General features: G+C 74.1%; 12 protein-coding genes. 9 read left to right on the forward strand and 3 right to left on the reverse strand.

Going from position 1 to position 15,196, the window contains the following annotated elements; genetic code table 11:
* The first annotated feature begins 477 nt into the window (after positions 1-477).
* Positions 478-1,941 carry a DUF6350 family protein gene (locus ABZY91_RS18435; RefSeq protein ID WP_355403537.1) on the forward strand — a complete coding sequence of 488 codons (1,464 nt, stop codon included), beginning with the start codon at positions 478-480 and terminating at the stop codon, positions 1,939-1,941.
* A 195-nt stretch (positions 1,942-2,136) separates the two neighbouring features.
* On the opposite strand, the gene ABZY91_RS18440 is transcribed toward ABZY91_RS18435, so the two are convergent.
* Entirely contained in the window at positions 2,137-2,796 is a 660-nt protein-coding gene (locus tag ABZY91_RS18440; protein ID WP_329885328.1) for a hypothetical protein, read from the reverse strand.
* A gap of 346 nt (positions 2,797-3,142) precedes the next feature.
* Here ABZY91_RS18440 and purN point away from each other — a divergent pair, with 346 nt between their 5' ends.
* Together purN and purH are read left to right on the forward strand one after the other, a co-directional pair.
* Positions 3,143-3,802 (forward strand): phosphoribosylglycinamide formyltransferase, encoded by a 660-nt coding sequence (purN, locus tag ABZY91_RS18445; RefSeq protein WP_355403539.1) that lies wholly within the window; start codon positions 3,143-3,145, stop codon positions 3,800-3,802.
* A complete protein-coding gene (gene purH / locus ABZY91_RS18450; RefSeq protein WP_355403541.1) occupies positions 3,799-5,379 on the forward strand; it encodes a bifunctional phosphoribosylaminoimidazolecarboxamide formyltransferase/IMP cyclohydrolase in 1,581 nt (526 codons plus the stop codon). Before purN ends, purH begins: the two co-directional genes overlap by 4 nt.
* Positions 5,380-5,491: 112 nt before the next feature.
* Here purH and ABZY91_RS18455 read toward each other — a convergent pair whose 3' ends face one another.
* Complete coding sequence (locus tag ABZY91_RS18455; protein WP_329885325.1) at positions 5,492-6,244, reverse strand: RDD family protein; 753 nt, start codon at positions 6,242-6,244, stop codon at positions 5,492-5,494.
* 694 nt (positions 6,245-6,938) lie between these two features.
* Here ABZY91_RS18455 and ABZY91_RS18460 point away from each other — a divergent pair.
* From ABZY91_RS18460 to ABZY91_RS18485, 6 genes are all read left to right on the forward strand, one after another.
* Positions 6,939-7,793 carry a bifunctional methylenetetrahydrofolate dehydrogenase/methenyltetrahydrofolate cyclohydrolase gene (locus ABZY91_RS18460; protein ID WP_329885324.1) on the forward strand — a complete coding sequence of 285 codons (855 nt, stop codon included), beginning with the start codon at positions 6,939-6,941 and terminating at the stop codon, positions 7,791-7,793.
* A gap of 18 nt (positions 7,794-7,811) precedes the next feature.
* A complete protein-coding gene (locus tag ABZY91_RS18465) occupies positions 7,812-8,231 on the forward strand; it encodes a DUF3017 domain-containing protein (RefSeq protein ID WP_329885323.1) in 420 nt (139 codons plus the stop codon).
* Between the two features lie 226 nt (positions 8,232-8,457).
* Positions 8,458-9,450, forward strand: coding sequence for a malate dehydrogenase (locus tag ABZY91_RS18470; RefSeq protein ID WP_329885322.1), 993 nt, complete (start codon positions 8,458-8,460; stop codon positions 9,448-9,450).
* Between the two features lie 149 nt (positions 9,451-9,599).
* Positions 9,600-10,925, forward strand: coding sequence for a hemolysin family protein (locus tag ABZY91_RS18475; protein ID WP_355403544.1), 1,326 nt, complete (start codon positions 9,600-9,602; stop codon positions 10,923-10,925).
* A gap of 30 nt (positions 10,926-10,955) precedes the next feature.
* Entirely contained in the window at positions 10,956-11,996 is a 1,041-nt protein-coding gene (trpS, locus tag ABZY91_RS18480; protein ID WP_355403546.1) for a tryptophan--tRNA ligase, read from the forward strand.
* Between the two features lie 62 nt (positions 11,997-12,058).
* Positions 12,059-12,547 (forward strand): 2'-5' RNA ligase family protein, encoded by a 489-nt coding sequence (locus tag ABZY91_RS18485; RefSeq protein ID WP_329885319.1) that lies wholly within the window; start codon positions 12,059-12,061, stop codon positions 12,545-12,547.
* Here ABZY91_RS18485 and ABZY91_RS18490 read toward each other — a convergent pair.
* The gene (locus tag ABZY91_RS18490) at positions 12,532-15,039 is read right to left on the reverse strand and encodes a CDP-glycerol glycerophosphotransferase family protein (protein WP_355403548.1); all 2,508 of its coding nucleotides are present in this window, start codon (positions 15,037-15,039) and stop codon (positions 12,532-12,534) included. The two genes, ABZY91_RS18485 and ABZY91_RS18490, sit on opposite strands and share 16 nt — an antisense overlap.
* Between the last annotated feature and the right edge of the window lie 157 nt (positions 15,040-15,196).

A 15,196-nucleotide genomic window follows, 5' to 3' on the forward strand; every position in this document is an offset into this window, starting at 1 on the left:
CGACCGTCGAGGGGGCCGGGATACCGAGGTACTTCGGGAAAACCTCCTCGACGGTCGAGCGCACCACCGGGCACGGAGACTTGCAGTGGGCCAACCTGACCGGCCGGCCGCGAGGTGGGCGAAGGCCTCGGCCTCACGGGCCGTCAACCGGCCGAGCAGCCGGGCGGCCTCCTCCTGCGGCGCGGTTCCCGGGGGCGTCTCCTTCGGCGGGGCCTTGGCGGTCCCGGACCGGCCGCGTCCGGCCTTGGCCTTGCCGGGGCGGCCTTTCGCGCCGGCGTTCTGCGGTGCGGGTGGGGGGGTCGGCTGGCTGGCGGGGCGCTCGGCGGTCGGGGGCTTGGTCATCAGACGCTCCGGGCCGGGTCGGTGGCGGCGGCGTGAGGGCAGGGTCTGAAAATGCGCATAAGCCAATAATCTGGGACACCCCGGCGGTTTGCCTCTTCACGGAGCATGGCGAGTCGCCTTGGCACGATGAGCCGCATGACGCAGCTGATGGGCCGTCCGATTCTCGAAGTGCCGGGCGAACTGGGCGCCAGACCGGTGTTGTCCGCCCTGCTGGCGGGGGTCCGGACCGCCCTGATCGGGCTGGCCGCCGTCGCCGTCCCGGTGCTCGGGCTCTGGGTGGTGACCCCGTACGCGGACGACGGTGCGACCGGGGCGGTGCGACTGGCGGGGGCGCTCTGGCTGCTCGGACACGGGGCGCCGGTGCTGCGCGGGGCGGCCGAGGCGCCGCTGACGGTGACCCCGCTGCTGCTCGGACTGCTGACGACGGTCCAGCTGTACCGCGCGGGTGCGCGGGTGGGGAGGCGGACGGGAGCCGGCGGGGCGGGGCGGAGCCGGCGGGGCGGCGCGTTCGCGGTCTGGGCCGGTTACTGCGCGGTGGCGGTCGGGGTGGTGGCGCAGTGCGCGGGTGCGGGGGAGTTCCGCGCGCGGGTGCTGCCGGATCTGCTGGTCGTCGCGGCACTGGCCGGAGCGGCGACGGCGGCGGGTGCCCGTCGCGGGGAGCCGGTGCGGCTGCCGTCGGGTGCGTGGGAGCGCGTGCTGGCCCGGTTGCCGGGGCCGGTCCGGCCGCCGGCGGTGATTCGTCCGGTGGGGGGAGCGGAGACGGTCCGGGTGGCGGTGCTGGCGGCCGGGGCGGGGCTGCTGGCGGCGGGCTCGGCGGTGCTGGCCGGGGCGGCTCTGTTGGCAGCGATGGACGGCGGCGATCGTCCGGCGGCGGCACTGGCGGGTGGCCCGGCGGCGGTCGCGGGGACGGTGCTGCTCGGCGTGCTGCTGCTGCCGAACGCGGTGCTGTGGGGTGCGGCGTACGCGCTCGGGCCGGGGTTCGCGGTGGGCACGGGAGCGGTGGCCGCGCCGACGCGGACGGTCCTCGGGCCGGTGCCGGAGTTCCCGCTGCTCGCGCTGCTGCCGGACCCGGGGGCGGGCGGTTGGCGGCTGCTGGTCTGCCTGCTGCCCGTGGCGGCGGGGGTGGTGCCGGGGCTCCTGCTGGGCCGGGTGGCGGCGGCCGGCGGACGCCCGGAGGGCCCGGCGGAGGCCGAGGCGGCAGCGGGGGCGCCGGAACGGAGGCGGGGCGAGGAGACCGGGCCGGGTCCGAGGCCGCCGTGGCACGCGTCCGCCACGGTGACGGCGGTGCTGGCGGTCGCACTGCTGACCGGCGGCGGGGCGGCGCTGCTCGGCTGGCTCTCCGGCGGGGCGCTGGCGGGCGGGCGGATGGCCTGGCTCGGCCCGGTGCCGTGGTCGACGGGGTTGGCCGCGACGGTCTGGGTGGCGGTGGTGGCGGGTCCGATCGCGTTGGTGACCCGGGGGCGCGCCCTGCGGGCGTCCGCCGGGCGGACCGGGACCGGCGCGCTCGTCCTCACCGCGCGCCGGGGCGCGCTGCTGCTGCGCGCCCGGTCGTACGCCGCGGTGGTCCGGTTGTCCGGCCGGGCGGGCCGCACGGAGTGAGTCGCGGCAGGGACCGGCCGGAACGGGCCGGTGCCGGCGTCCCGGCATCGACCCCCTGCCGCCGGACGCCGACCGCGGACGGCCGTCCGCCCTCCGACCGCCGGGCCCTCCGACCGCCGGCCCTCGGACCTCCGACCGTCCGACCTCGACCGAGGGCCGCGCCGCAACGAGCGCCGGCCGCCGGCCGGGTGCCGCCTACTCGCTCGTCTTGGTGATGTCCACGTACCACTGCGGTGCGAGCTTGTCGCAGCCGTCGACCGCGCTGGAGGTCAGCGAGTCCTGGACGCAGGTGACGTAGTCGTTGTAGTAGACCGCGAGACCGAGCACCGAGGAGACGAAGACCACCGTCATCGCCCCGGTGAGGATGCCGGCCAGGGCGGCCGGGGTCAGGGGGTTGGGCGTGGAGGGCTCCGACGGCGCCTGACCGGCCGATCCCCCGCCCGCCGTACCCGCGCCGGAGCTCTGCTTGGGGGCCCGCATGGCGGAGACGCCCCAGAAGACGGCGAGCGCGCCGACGAACAGCGCGACGTAGTGCAGCGACGCGAAGGCGCAGACCAGCGAGATCATGCCGGCCAGGGCGGCGTTGCGGGCCCGGCGCTGGGCCGGGTCGTTCGGGTCGAGCTTGGGCGGCTGGGGTGCCGACGGGCGGGGGTTCCGGCCGCCGCCCTGGTAGCCGGGGCTCCACGGGTGCGGCGGCGGGACGAGCGGGCGCTCGTCCGGCTCGCCGTCCTGGCCGTCGGGCCGGTCGGCGCCCCCGTTCGGGCGGGGAGCTCGCGGCCGCCACGGCTGGTCAGGGGCATCCGCCGGCGGCGGCGCGAAGGGGTTGCGCTCGCCGGTGTCGTCTCCGCTGCTCATGGTTCGGCCATTCCTTCTCGGTCGGTGGGCGGATGCCCGCGCCACCCTATGATCCCGCAGGCGTACGCGGGAGGCTTCGGCGGCCTGCCGTCGGAGGCCGACCGGGCCGGGCGGGCGGCCCGGCGAGATCCCGGTCTCAGCTACGCGCGTAGCCCGAGTGGGCGTTTCGGAGGCCGTCCGACCAGCCGTTATCGTGGTGACGGTCAGCAGCTCGCACGGGTTCCCCGGGCTCCCGCGTCGCGGCGGGTTTTCTCGGAGTTCCCCCTCGCTCGACCTGCCGTTCGTAGTGGCCCCACCGCCGGTGGACGTACCAGCGGACGGCGACCGACCTACGGAGAATCGCGCAGTGGCCGCCGCCCCCGCTCAGCTCTTCCCGCCCCGCACGCCCGGACCGGCCCGTCTGGTGGTGCTGGTCTCGGGCTCCGGCACCAATCTGCAGGCCCTGATCGACGCCGCCGCCGACCCGCAGTTCGGCGCCGAGATCCTCGCCGTGGGTGCGGACCGCGACGGCATCGCCGGGCTGGAGCGTGCCGGGCGTGCCGGTCTGCCGGTCTTCGTGCACCGGGTGAAGGACTTCGCGGACCGGGCCGGCTGGGACCGCGCGCTGACCGACTCGGTGCGGGCGTACGAGCCGGACCTGGTCGTCACGGCCGGCTTCATGAAGATCCTCGGCCCCGAGTTCATCGCGGCCTTCGCCGGGCGGATCGTCAACACCCACCCCGCGCTGCTGCCCGCCTTCCCCGGCGCCCACGGCGTCACCGACGCGCTGGCGTACGGGGTGAAGGTCACCGGCTGCACCGTCCACTTCGTCGACGCCGGCGTCGACACCGGGCCGATCATCGCGCAGGGCGTCGTGGAGGTTCTCGACGCCGACCACGCCGATGGCGGCGACGCGCTGCACGAGCGCATCAAGACTGTCGAGCGCAAGCTGCTCGTCGACGTCGTGGGCCGGCTGGCCCGCGAGGGTCACCGCATCGAGGACCGAAAGGTATGGATTCCGGCATGAGCGCCGCTCCCACCACGCCCGTTGTCTCCGAGGACGTCCGTCCGATCCGCCGCGCCCTGATCAGCGTGTACGACAAGACCGGTCTGGAGGAGCTGGCCCGGGGCCTGCACGCCGCCGGGGTCGCCATCGTCTCCACCGGTTCCACCGCCGGCCGGATCGCCGCCGCGGGCGTCCCGGTGACCGAGGTCTCCGAGCTGACGGGCTTTCCGGAGTGCCTGGACGGGCGCGTGAAGACGCTGCACCCGCGCGTGCACGCCGGCGTGCTGGCCGACCTGCGGCTGGAGTCGCACCGTGAGCAGCTGGTCGAGCTGGGCGTCGAGCCCTTCGACCTGGTCGTGGTGAACCTCTACCCGTTCAAGGCGACCGTCGCCTCCGGCGCCACCCCGGACGAGTGCGTCGAGCAGATTGACATCGGCGGCCCGAGCATGGTCCGCGCCGCCGCCAAGAACCACCCCTCGGTGGCCGTCGTGGTCGACCCGGCCCGCTACGCCGACGTGCTCGCGGCCGTGCAGTCCGGCGGCTTCGACCTGCTGACCCGCAAGCGGCTGGCCGCCCGGGCCTTCGCCCACACCGCGGCCTACGACGTCGCGGTGGCCGACTGGTTCGAGACCTCCGGCTACACCGAGACCGAGGACGCGTTCCCGGCCTTCCTCGGCTCCACCTTCGAGCGCCAGAACGTGCTCCGCTACGGCGAGAACCCGCACCAGGGCGCCGCGCTCTACACCGACGGCACCGGCGGCCTGGCCGGCGCGCAGCAGTTGCACGGCAAGGAGATGTCGTACAACAACTACGTCGACACCGATGCCGCCCGCCGCGCCGCGCACGACCACGCGGAGCCGGCCGTCGCGATCATCAAGCACGCCAACCCGTGCGGCATCGCGGTCGGCGCCGACGTCGCCGAGGCGCACCGCAAGGCGCACGAGTGCGACCCGGCCTCGGCGTACGGCGGCGTGATCGCCGTGAACCGCCCGGTCACCGTGGCGCTGGCCGAGCAGATCGCCCCGATCTTCACCGAGGTCGTGGTGGCCCCCGGTTACGAGGACGGCGCCGTCGAGGTTCTGGCCCGCAAGAAGAACCTGCGGGTGCTGCTGGCCCCCGAGGCCCCGGCCGTCCGCCAGGAGGTGCGCCAGATCTCCGGTGGCGTGCTGCTCCAGGACGCCGACCGGGTGCACGCCGAGGGCGACGACCCGGCGACCTGGACGCTGGCCACCGGCGAGGCGCTCTCCGAGGCCGAGCTGGCCGAGCTGGCCTTCGCCTGGCGGGCCTGCCGGGCCGTCAAGTCGAACGCGATCCTGCTGGCCAAGGACGGCGCCTCGGTGGGCGTGGGCATGGGCCAGGTCAACCGGGTGGACTCCTGCAAGCTCGCGGTCGAGCGGGCCGGCGAGCGGGCCAAGGGCTCGTACGCGGCCTCCGACGCGTTCTTCCCGTTCGCGGACGGGCCGGCGATCCTGATCGCCGCCGGTGTCCGGGCGATCGTCCAGCCGGGCGGTTCGATCCGGGACGAGGAGGTCGTCGCGGCGGCCGCCGAGGCGGGCGTGACCATGTACCTCACCGGTACCCGGCACTTCTTCCACTGACGCCCCGGCGCGTGACGCCGCGCCACCGGGACGGCTGACGGAACGGCAGAGCGGCCCGGCCCCCTCCGGTGAGGGGGCCGGGCCGCTCCGTCGTGCGTGGTGCGGGCGCGCGTTACTTCTTGATCACCAGGGTGCCGGCGGCACGGTCGTGCCAGCCCTGCAGCTTCCCGGAGTTGTCGAAGAACGGCGACAGGTAGACCAGCACGGCGCCGATGTAGCAGAGGAAGGCGCCGACGATCGGGATGATGAAGCGGATGAAGCCGCCGCCCAGGCCGGGGACCTGACCGGTGTTCTCCTTGACCACGCGCAGGCCCAGGGCCAGCTTGCCCAGGGTGGCGCCGGCGAAGGAGACCATCAGCCACTCGTACAGCAGGTTGAACACCGACAGCACGCCGATCATGATCATCATGGTGGCGAGGAAGCCGGCGGCGGCGTCCTGGTTCTGCTGGAGGCAGTCGTTGTACGAGGCGCTGCCGTAGCGGTAGGTGCTGCAGTCGTCGGCCTCCTTGGCGATGCCCAGCGCGCTGGCCAGGCCGAGCGCCATCACCAGCGCGATGACCGCGCCGATCGCGAGGCCGTCGATCAGGCGGGCGAGGAACCGCTGGCCCATGGTGGCGAGCTTCACCGTGCCCAGCTGGGCGATGCTGATGTAGCCGTTGTTCGCCTGGAGGGTGCCCGGCGCCGGCGCGTACGCGTACGCCTGCTGCTGCGGCACGCCGTAGGCCGGCTGCTGCGGCGGCTGCTGCGGGTAGCCGTAACCGGCGGCCGGCGGGGCCTGCTGCGGGTAGCCGTAACCGGCCTGCGGCGGCTGCTGCGGCTGCTGGGGCTGGTTGTACGGGTTGTTCGGGTCGGGCGGGTAGCTCATCGATGCCTCCGGGCAGATGGGGACGGTGGGGACGGGACAGCGGAGGACCCGGATCGGACCGGTGGATCGGGTGGCCGGTCGGACGGGACGCTAGCGGAGCGCACTGACACCGGGGGCGTGAACAGCCCGGCGTGCGCCCCGATTCAGGACCGGGGGGACGGTGCGAACAGGGGGCGTGACGGCCCTGCGGCGGGCTGCGGCCCGCGTCGGCGGTAGGTCGTCGTCGGCGCGGTGCGATCTGGTCGGCTCACTCTGTTCTTCCCCCGGGTACGCCCCCGCCGGGTCTGTCCGTCGGCCCGTCACCGGGCCGGATGCGGCGGGGAATGCCCGCTCATCGTCAACCGGGCGGCCGTGCGCTGTCCAGCCGCGCCCGCGCGTCGGACCGGACTGTGGCGGAACCGCAATGTGACCCGCACGTTCCGTGCCCGTCCCGGGCCCGCGGGAGCGCGGGACGGGCCCGCCGCGGGCCTGCCGAGGGGCCGCCCGGGGCCCCGACGGCCCGGGTCCGAGTCACCGGCGGTGCCGCGGCCACGGCGCGGACGGGGCCGGACGGGGCCGGACGGGACCGGACCGGTGCCCGGACCGATGTCAGGGGCGGTGCCGGGGGCGGTGCCGCCGGCGGCTCGGGAGCCGTGGGCCGGACGGCGACGAGGCCGTGGCGCGGACGGTTGCGGGGATCCGGGAGAATGGGGCCATGACTGCGCAGATTCTCGATGGCAAGGCCACCGCGGCCGCGATCAAGTCCGAACTCGCCGCCCGCGTGGCGGTCCTCAAGACGAAGGGCGTCACGCCGGGCCTCGGTACCGTCCTGGTCGGCGACGACCCGGGCAGCCGCTGGTACGTCAACGGCAAGCACCGCGACTGCGCGGAGGTCGGCATCGCCTCGATCCAGCGCGAGCTGCCCGCCACGGCCACCCAGGAGGACGTCGAGAACGTCGTCCGCGAGCTCAACGCCGACCCGGCCTGCACCGGCTACATCGTCCAGCTGCCGCTGCCCAAGGGCCTCGACCAGAACCCCGTCCTGGAGCTGATGGACCCGGACAAGGACGCGGACGGCCTGCACCCGACCTCGCTCGGCCGGCTCGCGCTCGGCATCGAGGGCCCGCTGCCGTGCACCCCGCTCGGCATCGTCGAGCTGCTGCGCCGCCACGACGTGGCCATCGACGGTGCCGAGGTGGTCGTGATCGGCCGCGGCGTCACCGTCGGCCGTTCGATCGGCCTGCTGCTGACCCGCCGCTCCGAGAACGCCACCGTCACGCTCTGCCACACCGGCACCCGTGACCTGGCCTACCACCTGCGGAAGGCCGACATCGTGGTGGCCGCCGCGGGCGTGCCGCACCTGGTCAAGCCGGAGGACGTCAAGCCCGGCGCGGCCGTGCTGGACGTCGGTGTCAGCCGCAGCGAGGGCAAGATCGTCGGCGACGTGCACCCCGGCGTGGCCGAGGTGGCCGGCTGGATCTCCCCGAACCCCGGCGGTGTGGGGCCGATGACCCGCGCCATGCTGCTGAACAACATCGTCGTGGCGGCCGAGCGCCGCGCCGGCAGCTGACCCCGAGGGCGGAGAACGATGAGCGAACCGCGGCGGACCAGGCGCAGGCCGGTCAAGACCACCGGCACCCTGCCCCCCGAGGGCTCGGCGGCCGCGCTGGGCCGTGAGCACGCACTGCCGGTCCGGCAGTGGCCGATAACACTGGTCCTGCTGGTGGTCGGCGCCGGCCTCGCGGTCACCTGGTTCGCGGACTTCGAGGACGGCTTCAAGTACGGGCTGCTGATCATCGGCGGCGGGGTGCTGCTCGGCGCGCTGCTCCGGCTGGCGCTGCCCGAGGTCGGCATGCTGGCGGTCCGCAGCCGGTTCACCGACGTGATCGTGCTGACCTTCCTGGGTCTGTCGATCGTGCTGCTGACCCTGGTGGCCCAGCCCAACCCGTGGCTGGAGCTGCCGCTGCTGGACAACATCGGCCAGCTGATCGGCCGTCCACGACGCTGAGCCGTCCACCGCGCCGAGCCGCCCGCAGGGCGGCGTCACGGCCCCCGCCCGACCCGTCGGGCGGGGGCCGTCGTCGTCCGTGACCCACCAGCCGGGACCGCGACCGCGGCGTACGCTTCCCTTTGCGATACCCTGACGCCGGTTCTCTCGATGTCGAGAGACCGTCCTCGGCTCCGGCGCGCCGAACGTGCCTGGGGCACCTGGCGATTTGCTGGAGAAGGTAGAAATGACCCGCACCCCCGTCAATGTCACCATCACCGGAGCCGCCGGCCAGATCGGCTACGCGCTGCTCTTCCGCATCGCCTCGGGCCACCTGCTCGGTGCCGACGTACCGGTGAACCTCCGCCTCCTGGAGATCCCGCAGGGCCTCAAGGCCGCCGAGGGCACCGCCATGGAGCTCGTGGACTGCGCGTTCCCGCTGCTGCGCGACATCAAGATCACGGACAACCCGAACGAGGCCTTCGACGGCGCCAACGTCGCGCTGCTGGTCGGCGCCCGTCCGCGCACCGCCGGCATGGAGCGCGGCGACCTGCTGCAGGCCAACGGCGGCATCTTCGGTCCGCAGGGCAAGGCCATCAACGACAACGCCGCGGACGACATCAAGGTCCTGGTCGTCGGCAACCCGGCCAACACCAACGCCCTGATCGCCCAGCGCAACGCCCCGGACGTGCCGGCCGAGCGCTTCACCGCGATGACCCGTCTGGACCACAACCGGGCGGTCGGCCAGCTGTCGGCCAAGACCGGCACCCTGGTCTCCGACATCAAGCGCGTCACCATCTGGGGCAACCACTCCGCCACCCAGTACCCGGACATCTTCCAGGCCGAGATCGCCGGCAAGCCGGCCTTCGAGGCCGTCGGTGCCGACCAGGCCTGGCTGGAGAACGACTTCATCCCGACCGTCGCCAAGCGCGGCGCGGCCATCATCGAGGCCCGTGGCGCCTCCTCGGCCGCCTCGGCCGCCAACGCCGCCATCGACCACGTCCACACCTGGGTCAACGGCACCGCCGCGGGCGACTGGACCTCCATGGGTGTCGTCTCCGACGGCTCCTACGGCGTGCCGGCCGGTCTGATCTCGTCCTTCCCGGTCACCACCAAGGACGGCGCGTTCGAGATCGTCCAGGGCCTGGAGATCTCCGACTTCTCCCGTGGCCGGATCAACGCCTCGGTCCAGGAGCTGGTCGAGGAGCGCGACGCGGTCCAGGAGCTCGGCCTCATCTGAGTCCGCCCCGCAGTGCTCCGCGACGGCCCGCCCCCTCCGCACCGGAGGCGGCGGGCCGTCGCGCGTCCGGCCGTCGCGCCTCCGGCCGCCGCCCGGGAGGCGGCGCGACGCGGCCGTCCCGGCGCCGCCCGGTCCTACACTGACCCGCTGTGAACGAAACCATCGAGGACGCCGCGCTCGTCCTCGTCTTCATCGCCCTGGGCGGCCTGTTCAACGTCGCCGAGATCTCGCTGATCTCGCTGCGCGAGGGCCAGATCCGGACGCTGGGGGCCCGGGGCACCCGGCGGGCCGCCCGGGCCGCGCACCTCGCGGCCGACCCGAACCGCTTCCTGGCCGCCGTCCAGGTCGGCGTCACCTGCATGGGCTTCCTCTCGGCCGCGTTCGGCGCCGACACGCTGGCCGGCAAGGTGGCTCCGCTCTTCGTCCGGGCGGGGCTCTCCGCGGGGGTGGCCGACGCCACCGCGCTGGTCGGTCTCACCCTGCTGATCAGCTACGTCTCGCTGGTGCTCGGCGAGCTCACCCCGAAGCGGATCGGCCTCCAGCGGGCCGACTCCATCGCGGTGCTGGCCGCGCCCGTGGTGGACGTCATGTCGGTGGTGCTGCGGCCGGTGATCTGGCTGCTCGGTCACTCCACCGACCTGATGGTCCGGCTGTTCGGCGGCGATCCGACCGCGGGGCGCGGCTCGATGAGCTCCGAGGAGCTCCGTGGCCTGGTCGCGGCCAACACCGAACTCGGCAGCGACGAAAGGACGTTGATCGCGGACGTGTTCGCCGCCGGCGAGCGCCAGCTGCGCGAGGTGATGGTCCCGCGCACCGAGGTGACCTTCCTGGACGCCGAGCGCCCGCTGGCCGAGGTCCGCGAGCAGGCGGGCACCTCCCCGCACTCCCGCTACCCCGTGGTCGAGGGCAGCTACGACGCCGTGACCGGCTTCGTCCACGTCCGCGACCTGTACGGCGCCCGCGGCGAACGGGCCGCCAAGGTCCGTGACCTGGCCCGCCCGGTGAAGCTGCTGCCCGGCACCAAGCGGGTGCTGGCGGCGATGGGCGAGATGCGTCGCGAGGGCCACCACCTGGCGATCGTGGTCGACGAGTACGGCGGCACTGCCGGCATCGTCACCCTGGAGGACCTGGTGGAGGAGGTGATCGGCGAGATCCGTGACGAGTACGACAGCCAGGAGCCGACCACCACCCGCCGGCTGGCCGGCGGCGGCATGGAACTGGACGGCCTGCTGAACCTGGGCGACTTCGCCGAGGAGACCGGCGTCACGCTCCCCGAGGGCCCGTACGAGACGGTGGCCGGCTGCCTGGTGGCCGCGCTGGGCCGGCTGCCCGTCGACGGCGACGCGGTCCGGATCCCGGCCGGTCCGGGGGAGGAGGTGCTGCTGACGGTGGCCAAGGTGGAGGGCCGGCGGATCGCCCGGGTCGGGGTGAGTGCGGTCACACTGACGGAACCGCCGGGGGCAGAGGTTTCCTGACCGGTCGGTGGAACTGGAACAATGGCCCGCATGGTCAACGCAGCGGTCACTGGTCCGGTCAAGGACCGTCCCCGGGTTCTCTCCGGGATCCAGCCCACCTCCGGCTCGTTCCACCTCGGCAACTACCTCGGCGCGGTGCGCCAGTGGGTCGACCTGCAGGAGGACAACGACGCCTTCTACATGGTGGTCGACCTGCACGCGATCACGGTCGAGCAGGATCCGGCGACGCTGCGCGAGAACACCCGGGTCTCCGCCGCCCAGCTCCTCGGCGCCGGGCTGGACCCCGAGCGCTGCACCCTGTTCATCCAGTCGCACGTGCCCGAGCACGCGCAGCTCGGCTGGGTGATGAACTGCCTCACCGGCTTCGGCGAGGCCTCCCGGATGACCCAGTTCAAGGACAAGTCGGCCAAGCAGGGCGCCGCCGGCACCTCGGTCGGCCTCTTCACCTACCCGGTCCTGCAGATCGCCGACATCCTGCTCTACCAGGCGGACGCCGTCCCGGTCGGTGAGGACCAGCGCCAGCACCTGGAGCTCACCCGCGACCTCGCCGAGCGGTTCAACACCCGCTACAGCCCGACCTTCACCGTGCCGAAGCCGTACATCCTCAAGGAGACGGCCAAGATCCTGGACCTCCAGGACCCGGGCGCCAAGATGAGCAAGTCCGCCTCCTCCGCCAAGGGCCTGGTGAACCTGCTCGACGAGCCGAAGGCGAGCGCCAAGAAGTTCAAGAGCGCCGTCACCGACACCGGCACGGTCGTCTCCTACGACGAGGAGGAGAAGGCCGGCGTCTCCAACCTGCTGCGGATCCACTCGGCGCTCAGCGGCCAGTCGATCGACCAGCTGGTCGCGCACTTCGAGGGCAAGATGTACGGCGCCCTGAAGACCGAGCTGGCGGAGCTGTTCGCCGACTGGGTGACGCCGTTCCAGCAGCGCACCCGGGGCTTCCTGGACGACCCGGCCGAGCTGGACCGCGTTCTCGCGCTGGGCGCGGAGAAGGCCCGTGACGTGGCGTCGCGGACGCTGGAGACGGTGTACGACCGGATCGGCTTCCTTCCGGCCACCAAGCGGTGACTCCGCTGACGAGCCTGCCCGGTGGTGGCGGTCTTCCCGGGACCGTCACCATCGGCGTGTCCGTGAGCGTCCCGGATCCGTACGGCTCGGCGATCCAGGACGCGCGGGCCGGGCACGGCGACCCGCTGGCCCGGTCGATACCCACGCACGTCACCCTGCTGCCGCCGACGGAGGTGCCGGCCGAGGCGCTGCCGAAGATCGAGGAGCACCTGGCGGCGGTGGCGGGCGCGCACCGGTCGTTCCGGATGGTGCTGCGCGGCTCCGGCTCCTTCCGCCCGGTCTCCCCGGTGGTCTTCGTCCGGGTCGAGGAGGGCGAGCAGGAGTGCCGGCTGCTGGAGGCGGACATCCGCTCCGGCCCGCTGGCCCGGGAGCTGGCGTTCCCGTACCACCCCCACGTGACGGTGGCCCACGGGCTCGCCGACGACGTGCTGGACCAGGCGTACGAGCAGGCGCGGTCGTTCCGGGCGGCGTTCCCGGTGCCGGGGTTCAGTCTCTCCCGCTTCGACGACGACGAGGTCTGGCGGCCCTGGCGGGCCTACGACTTCGGCTGAGCGCGTCCGAGTCCGAGCATCCGGTCGACCACCCGGCCCGCGGCGCCGCCGTCGTCCAGCGCGCAGTGGACGTCCCGGAAGCGCCGGTGGCGCTCGGCGTGCCCGGCGGGCAGCCCGCCGTCGTCGGCCAGTCCGCGCAGCGCCGCGACCACCTGGTCGGAGTCGTCGAGCAGCGGCCCGGGGGCCTGCGACTCGAAGTCGAAGGTGAAGCCGCGCAGGGTGTCCCGGTAGTGCGCCAGGTCGTAGGTGAAGAAGAGCATCGGGCGGCCGGTGACCGCGAAGTCGAACATGACGGACGAGTAGTCCGTGACCAGCACGTCGGCGATCAGCAGCAGGTCCTGCACGTCCGGGTAGTCGCCGCAGTCCCGCACGAAGCCGTCCCGGTCGCCCGCCAGCGGCTCGCGGACGTGCGCGTGCTGGCGGACCAGCAGGACGTGGTCGCGGCCGAGCGCCTCCCGGGCCCGGTCGAGGTCGAGCCGCAGGTCGAGCCGGAAGCCGTCGCCGTCCGGGCGCTGCTGGTCCTCCCGCCAGGTCGGCGCGTACAGCACCACCCGCCGGCCGTCCGGGACGCCGAGCCGGTGGCGGACGGCGGCGGCCCGTGCGGTGTCGGGCCGGGCCAGCAGGTCGTTGCGGGGGTAGCCGGACTCCAGGATCTCGCCGCGGTAGCGGAAGGCCCGGCGCAGGTGAGGGGTGGCGAAGCCGCTGGGTGAGACCAGCAGGCTCCACTGCGGGGTCTCCCGGGCGAGCGCGTCGAGGTAGCCGTGGTCGGCGAGCCAGGGGTTGTCGACGTCGTGGGCGATCCGCTTGAGCGGGGCGCCGTGCCAGGTCTGGACGACGACCTGGCCGGGGCGGCGGCGCAGGAAGTCCGGGAAGTGCGTGTTGCCGACCAGGTACCGGCTGGTGGCCAGGGCCCGGTACCACTCGGGGCTCCAGACCCGCACCGCCCGGACCCCGGGCGGCAGCTCGGCCTGGCCGTCGTCGATCACCCAGAGGTGTTCCAACGGGGCTCCCCGGCGCACGAGTTCGGCGTGCACGGCCCGTGGCGAGTCGGCGTAGCCGCGCCCGCCGAAGACGTCGTACAGCACGGTCTCGCGCAGTGGCTCGCGGCGGGCGGCGGGGTAGCCGGCGGAGCGCTGGCGGGCCTGGGTCCAGGCGCTGCGCTCGGTGGCGGTGAGGACGGGCGTGGAGTCGAGCAGCAGGGTGTCGTGCCAGCGCCGCTGGAGCAGGACGCGCTTGCCGCCGGCCCGGGCGGCGGCCGGCAGGGCGGCCAGGACGGCGGGGGCGGCGATCAGCGGGCGCGCGGGGCCGGGCCGTCCGACCGGGTGGAGGGCGGCCTCCCAGAGTCCCTTGCGCAGCGGCAGTTCGGTGCCGTCGGAGCCGGTGCGGGTGGCGGGCAGCCGGACCAGGAACCGGTGGTCGGGGCCGAGGTCGACCGGCCGGCGGATCTCGCTGCCGGTGCCGCTGTGCCGCAGCACCAGTTCCAGCGGTCCGGGGGCGGGGCAGTGGCCGGTGAGCTCGAAGCCGCCGCTCCGGACGGCGAGCCGTTCGACGTAGCCGGCGGCGGGCTGGACGCAGAGCTGGAGCCGGCCGTCGGCGAGGTGCTTGAGGTAGAGCGCCCGGTCGTCGGTGCCGGGCAGCCGGTGCTGGCCGGCGACCGGGCCGTGGCGCTCGTCGAGGACGAGTGGTCCGGCGGAGCCGTCGGGGCGGAGCAGCTCCGGTTCCCAGTGCTCCGGCTCCGGGCCGCCGCGCCCGTCGGCGGTGAACGGCCGGTACGGCAGGTGGACGGCGAGGGACCGCCCGGAGGTGGTGACCGGGTGGATCAGGACGGCGCCGCTCTCGCGGTGGCGCAGTCGCAGCACGGTGCCGGCCGGGCAGGGGGTGGTGGTGGCGCCGCGCAGCCGCAGCCCGTCCGCCGCCGGGTCGGCGCCGGTGAGGCGGGCGCCGGGGCGTTCCAGCCGCAGGCTCAGCGGGCCGTCGGCGAAGTGCGGCTGGAGCCGGACGTCGTGGTCGACCCAGCGGGCCGGCGGGTACTCGCCGGAGCCGCACCAGTGGGCGCCGAGGGCGCCGTACTGCCGGCGCAGCCGGGTGGGGCGGGGGCGGGTGAAGAGGGTGGCCTCGACGGTCCAGTCGCCGAGCAGCCAGTCGTCGCCGGGGCGGAGCCGGCGGGGTTCGACCAGGGCGGTGAAGCCGGCCCAGTCGTTGTTGTGGTCGGGGTGGGCGGCGTCGTCGGTGATCTCGGGAATGCGGCGCGGCCGGGTGGGGAGGTGGAGGGGCGGTTCGTGGTCGTCGCGACGCAGGGTGAGCCAGGTCCAGGCCGAGCCGGGGCGGGCGGTGTCCCGGTCGTCCGGGCGGGCGTAGCCGGTGAGTTCGAGGCCCCGGGCGGTCCAGCGGGCGCGCAGCAGCCCGAAGGCGGCGTCCTCGTCGTCCCCGGGTGACGGTTCGCCGGAGCGGGGTGCGGCGTGCGGGAGGACGAGCCGGGTGAGGACAGTCATCTTCCACGAACCTTTCTCGGCAAGAAATCGCGAAGTTACCGGGAAATGATTCCTGAAGTCAATTAAATGTTTACCTGAATATTGCCTGGGAGTTCTCTCGGAGAATGCGTTTTCTGCGGTTCCCACGGAAAAGGGCGCCCGACGCGATGTTCGCGTC

It is taken from the genome of Kitasatospora sp. NPDC002965, assembly GCF_040611255.1.
Taxonomy (GTDB): domain Bacteria; phylum Actinomycetota; class Actinomycetes; order Streptomycetales; family Streptomycetaceae; genus Kitasatospora.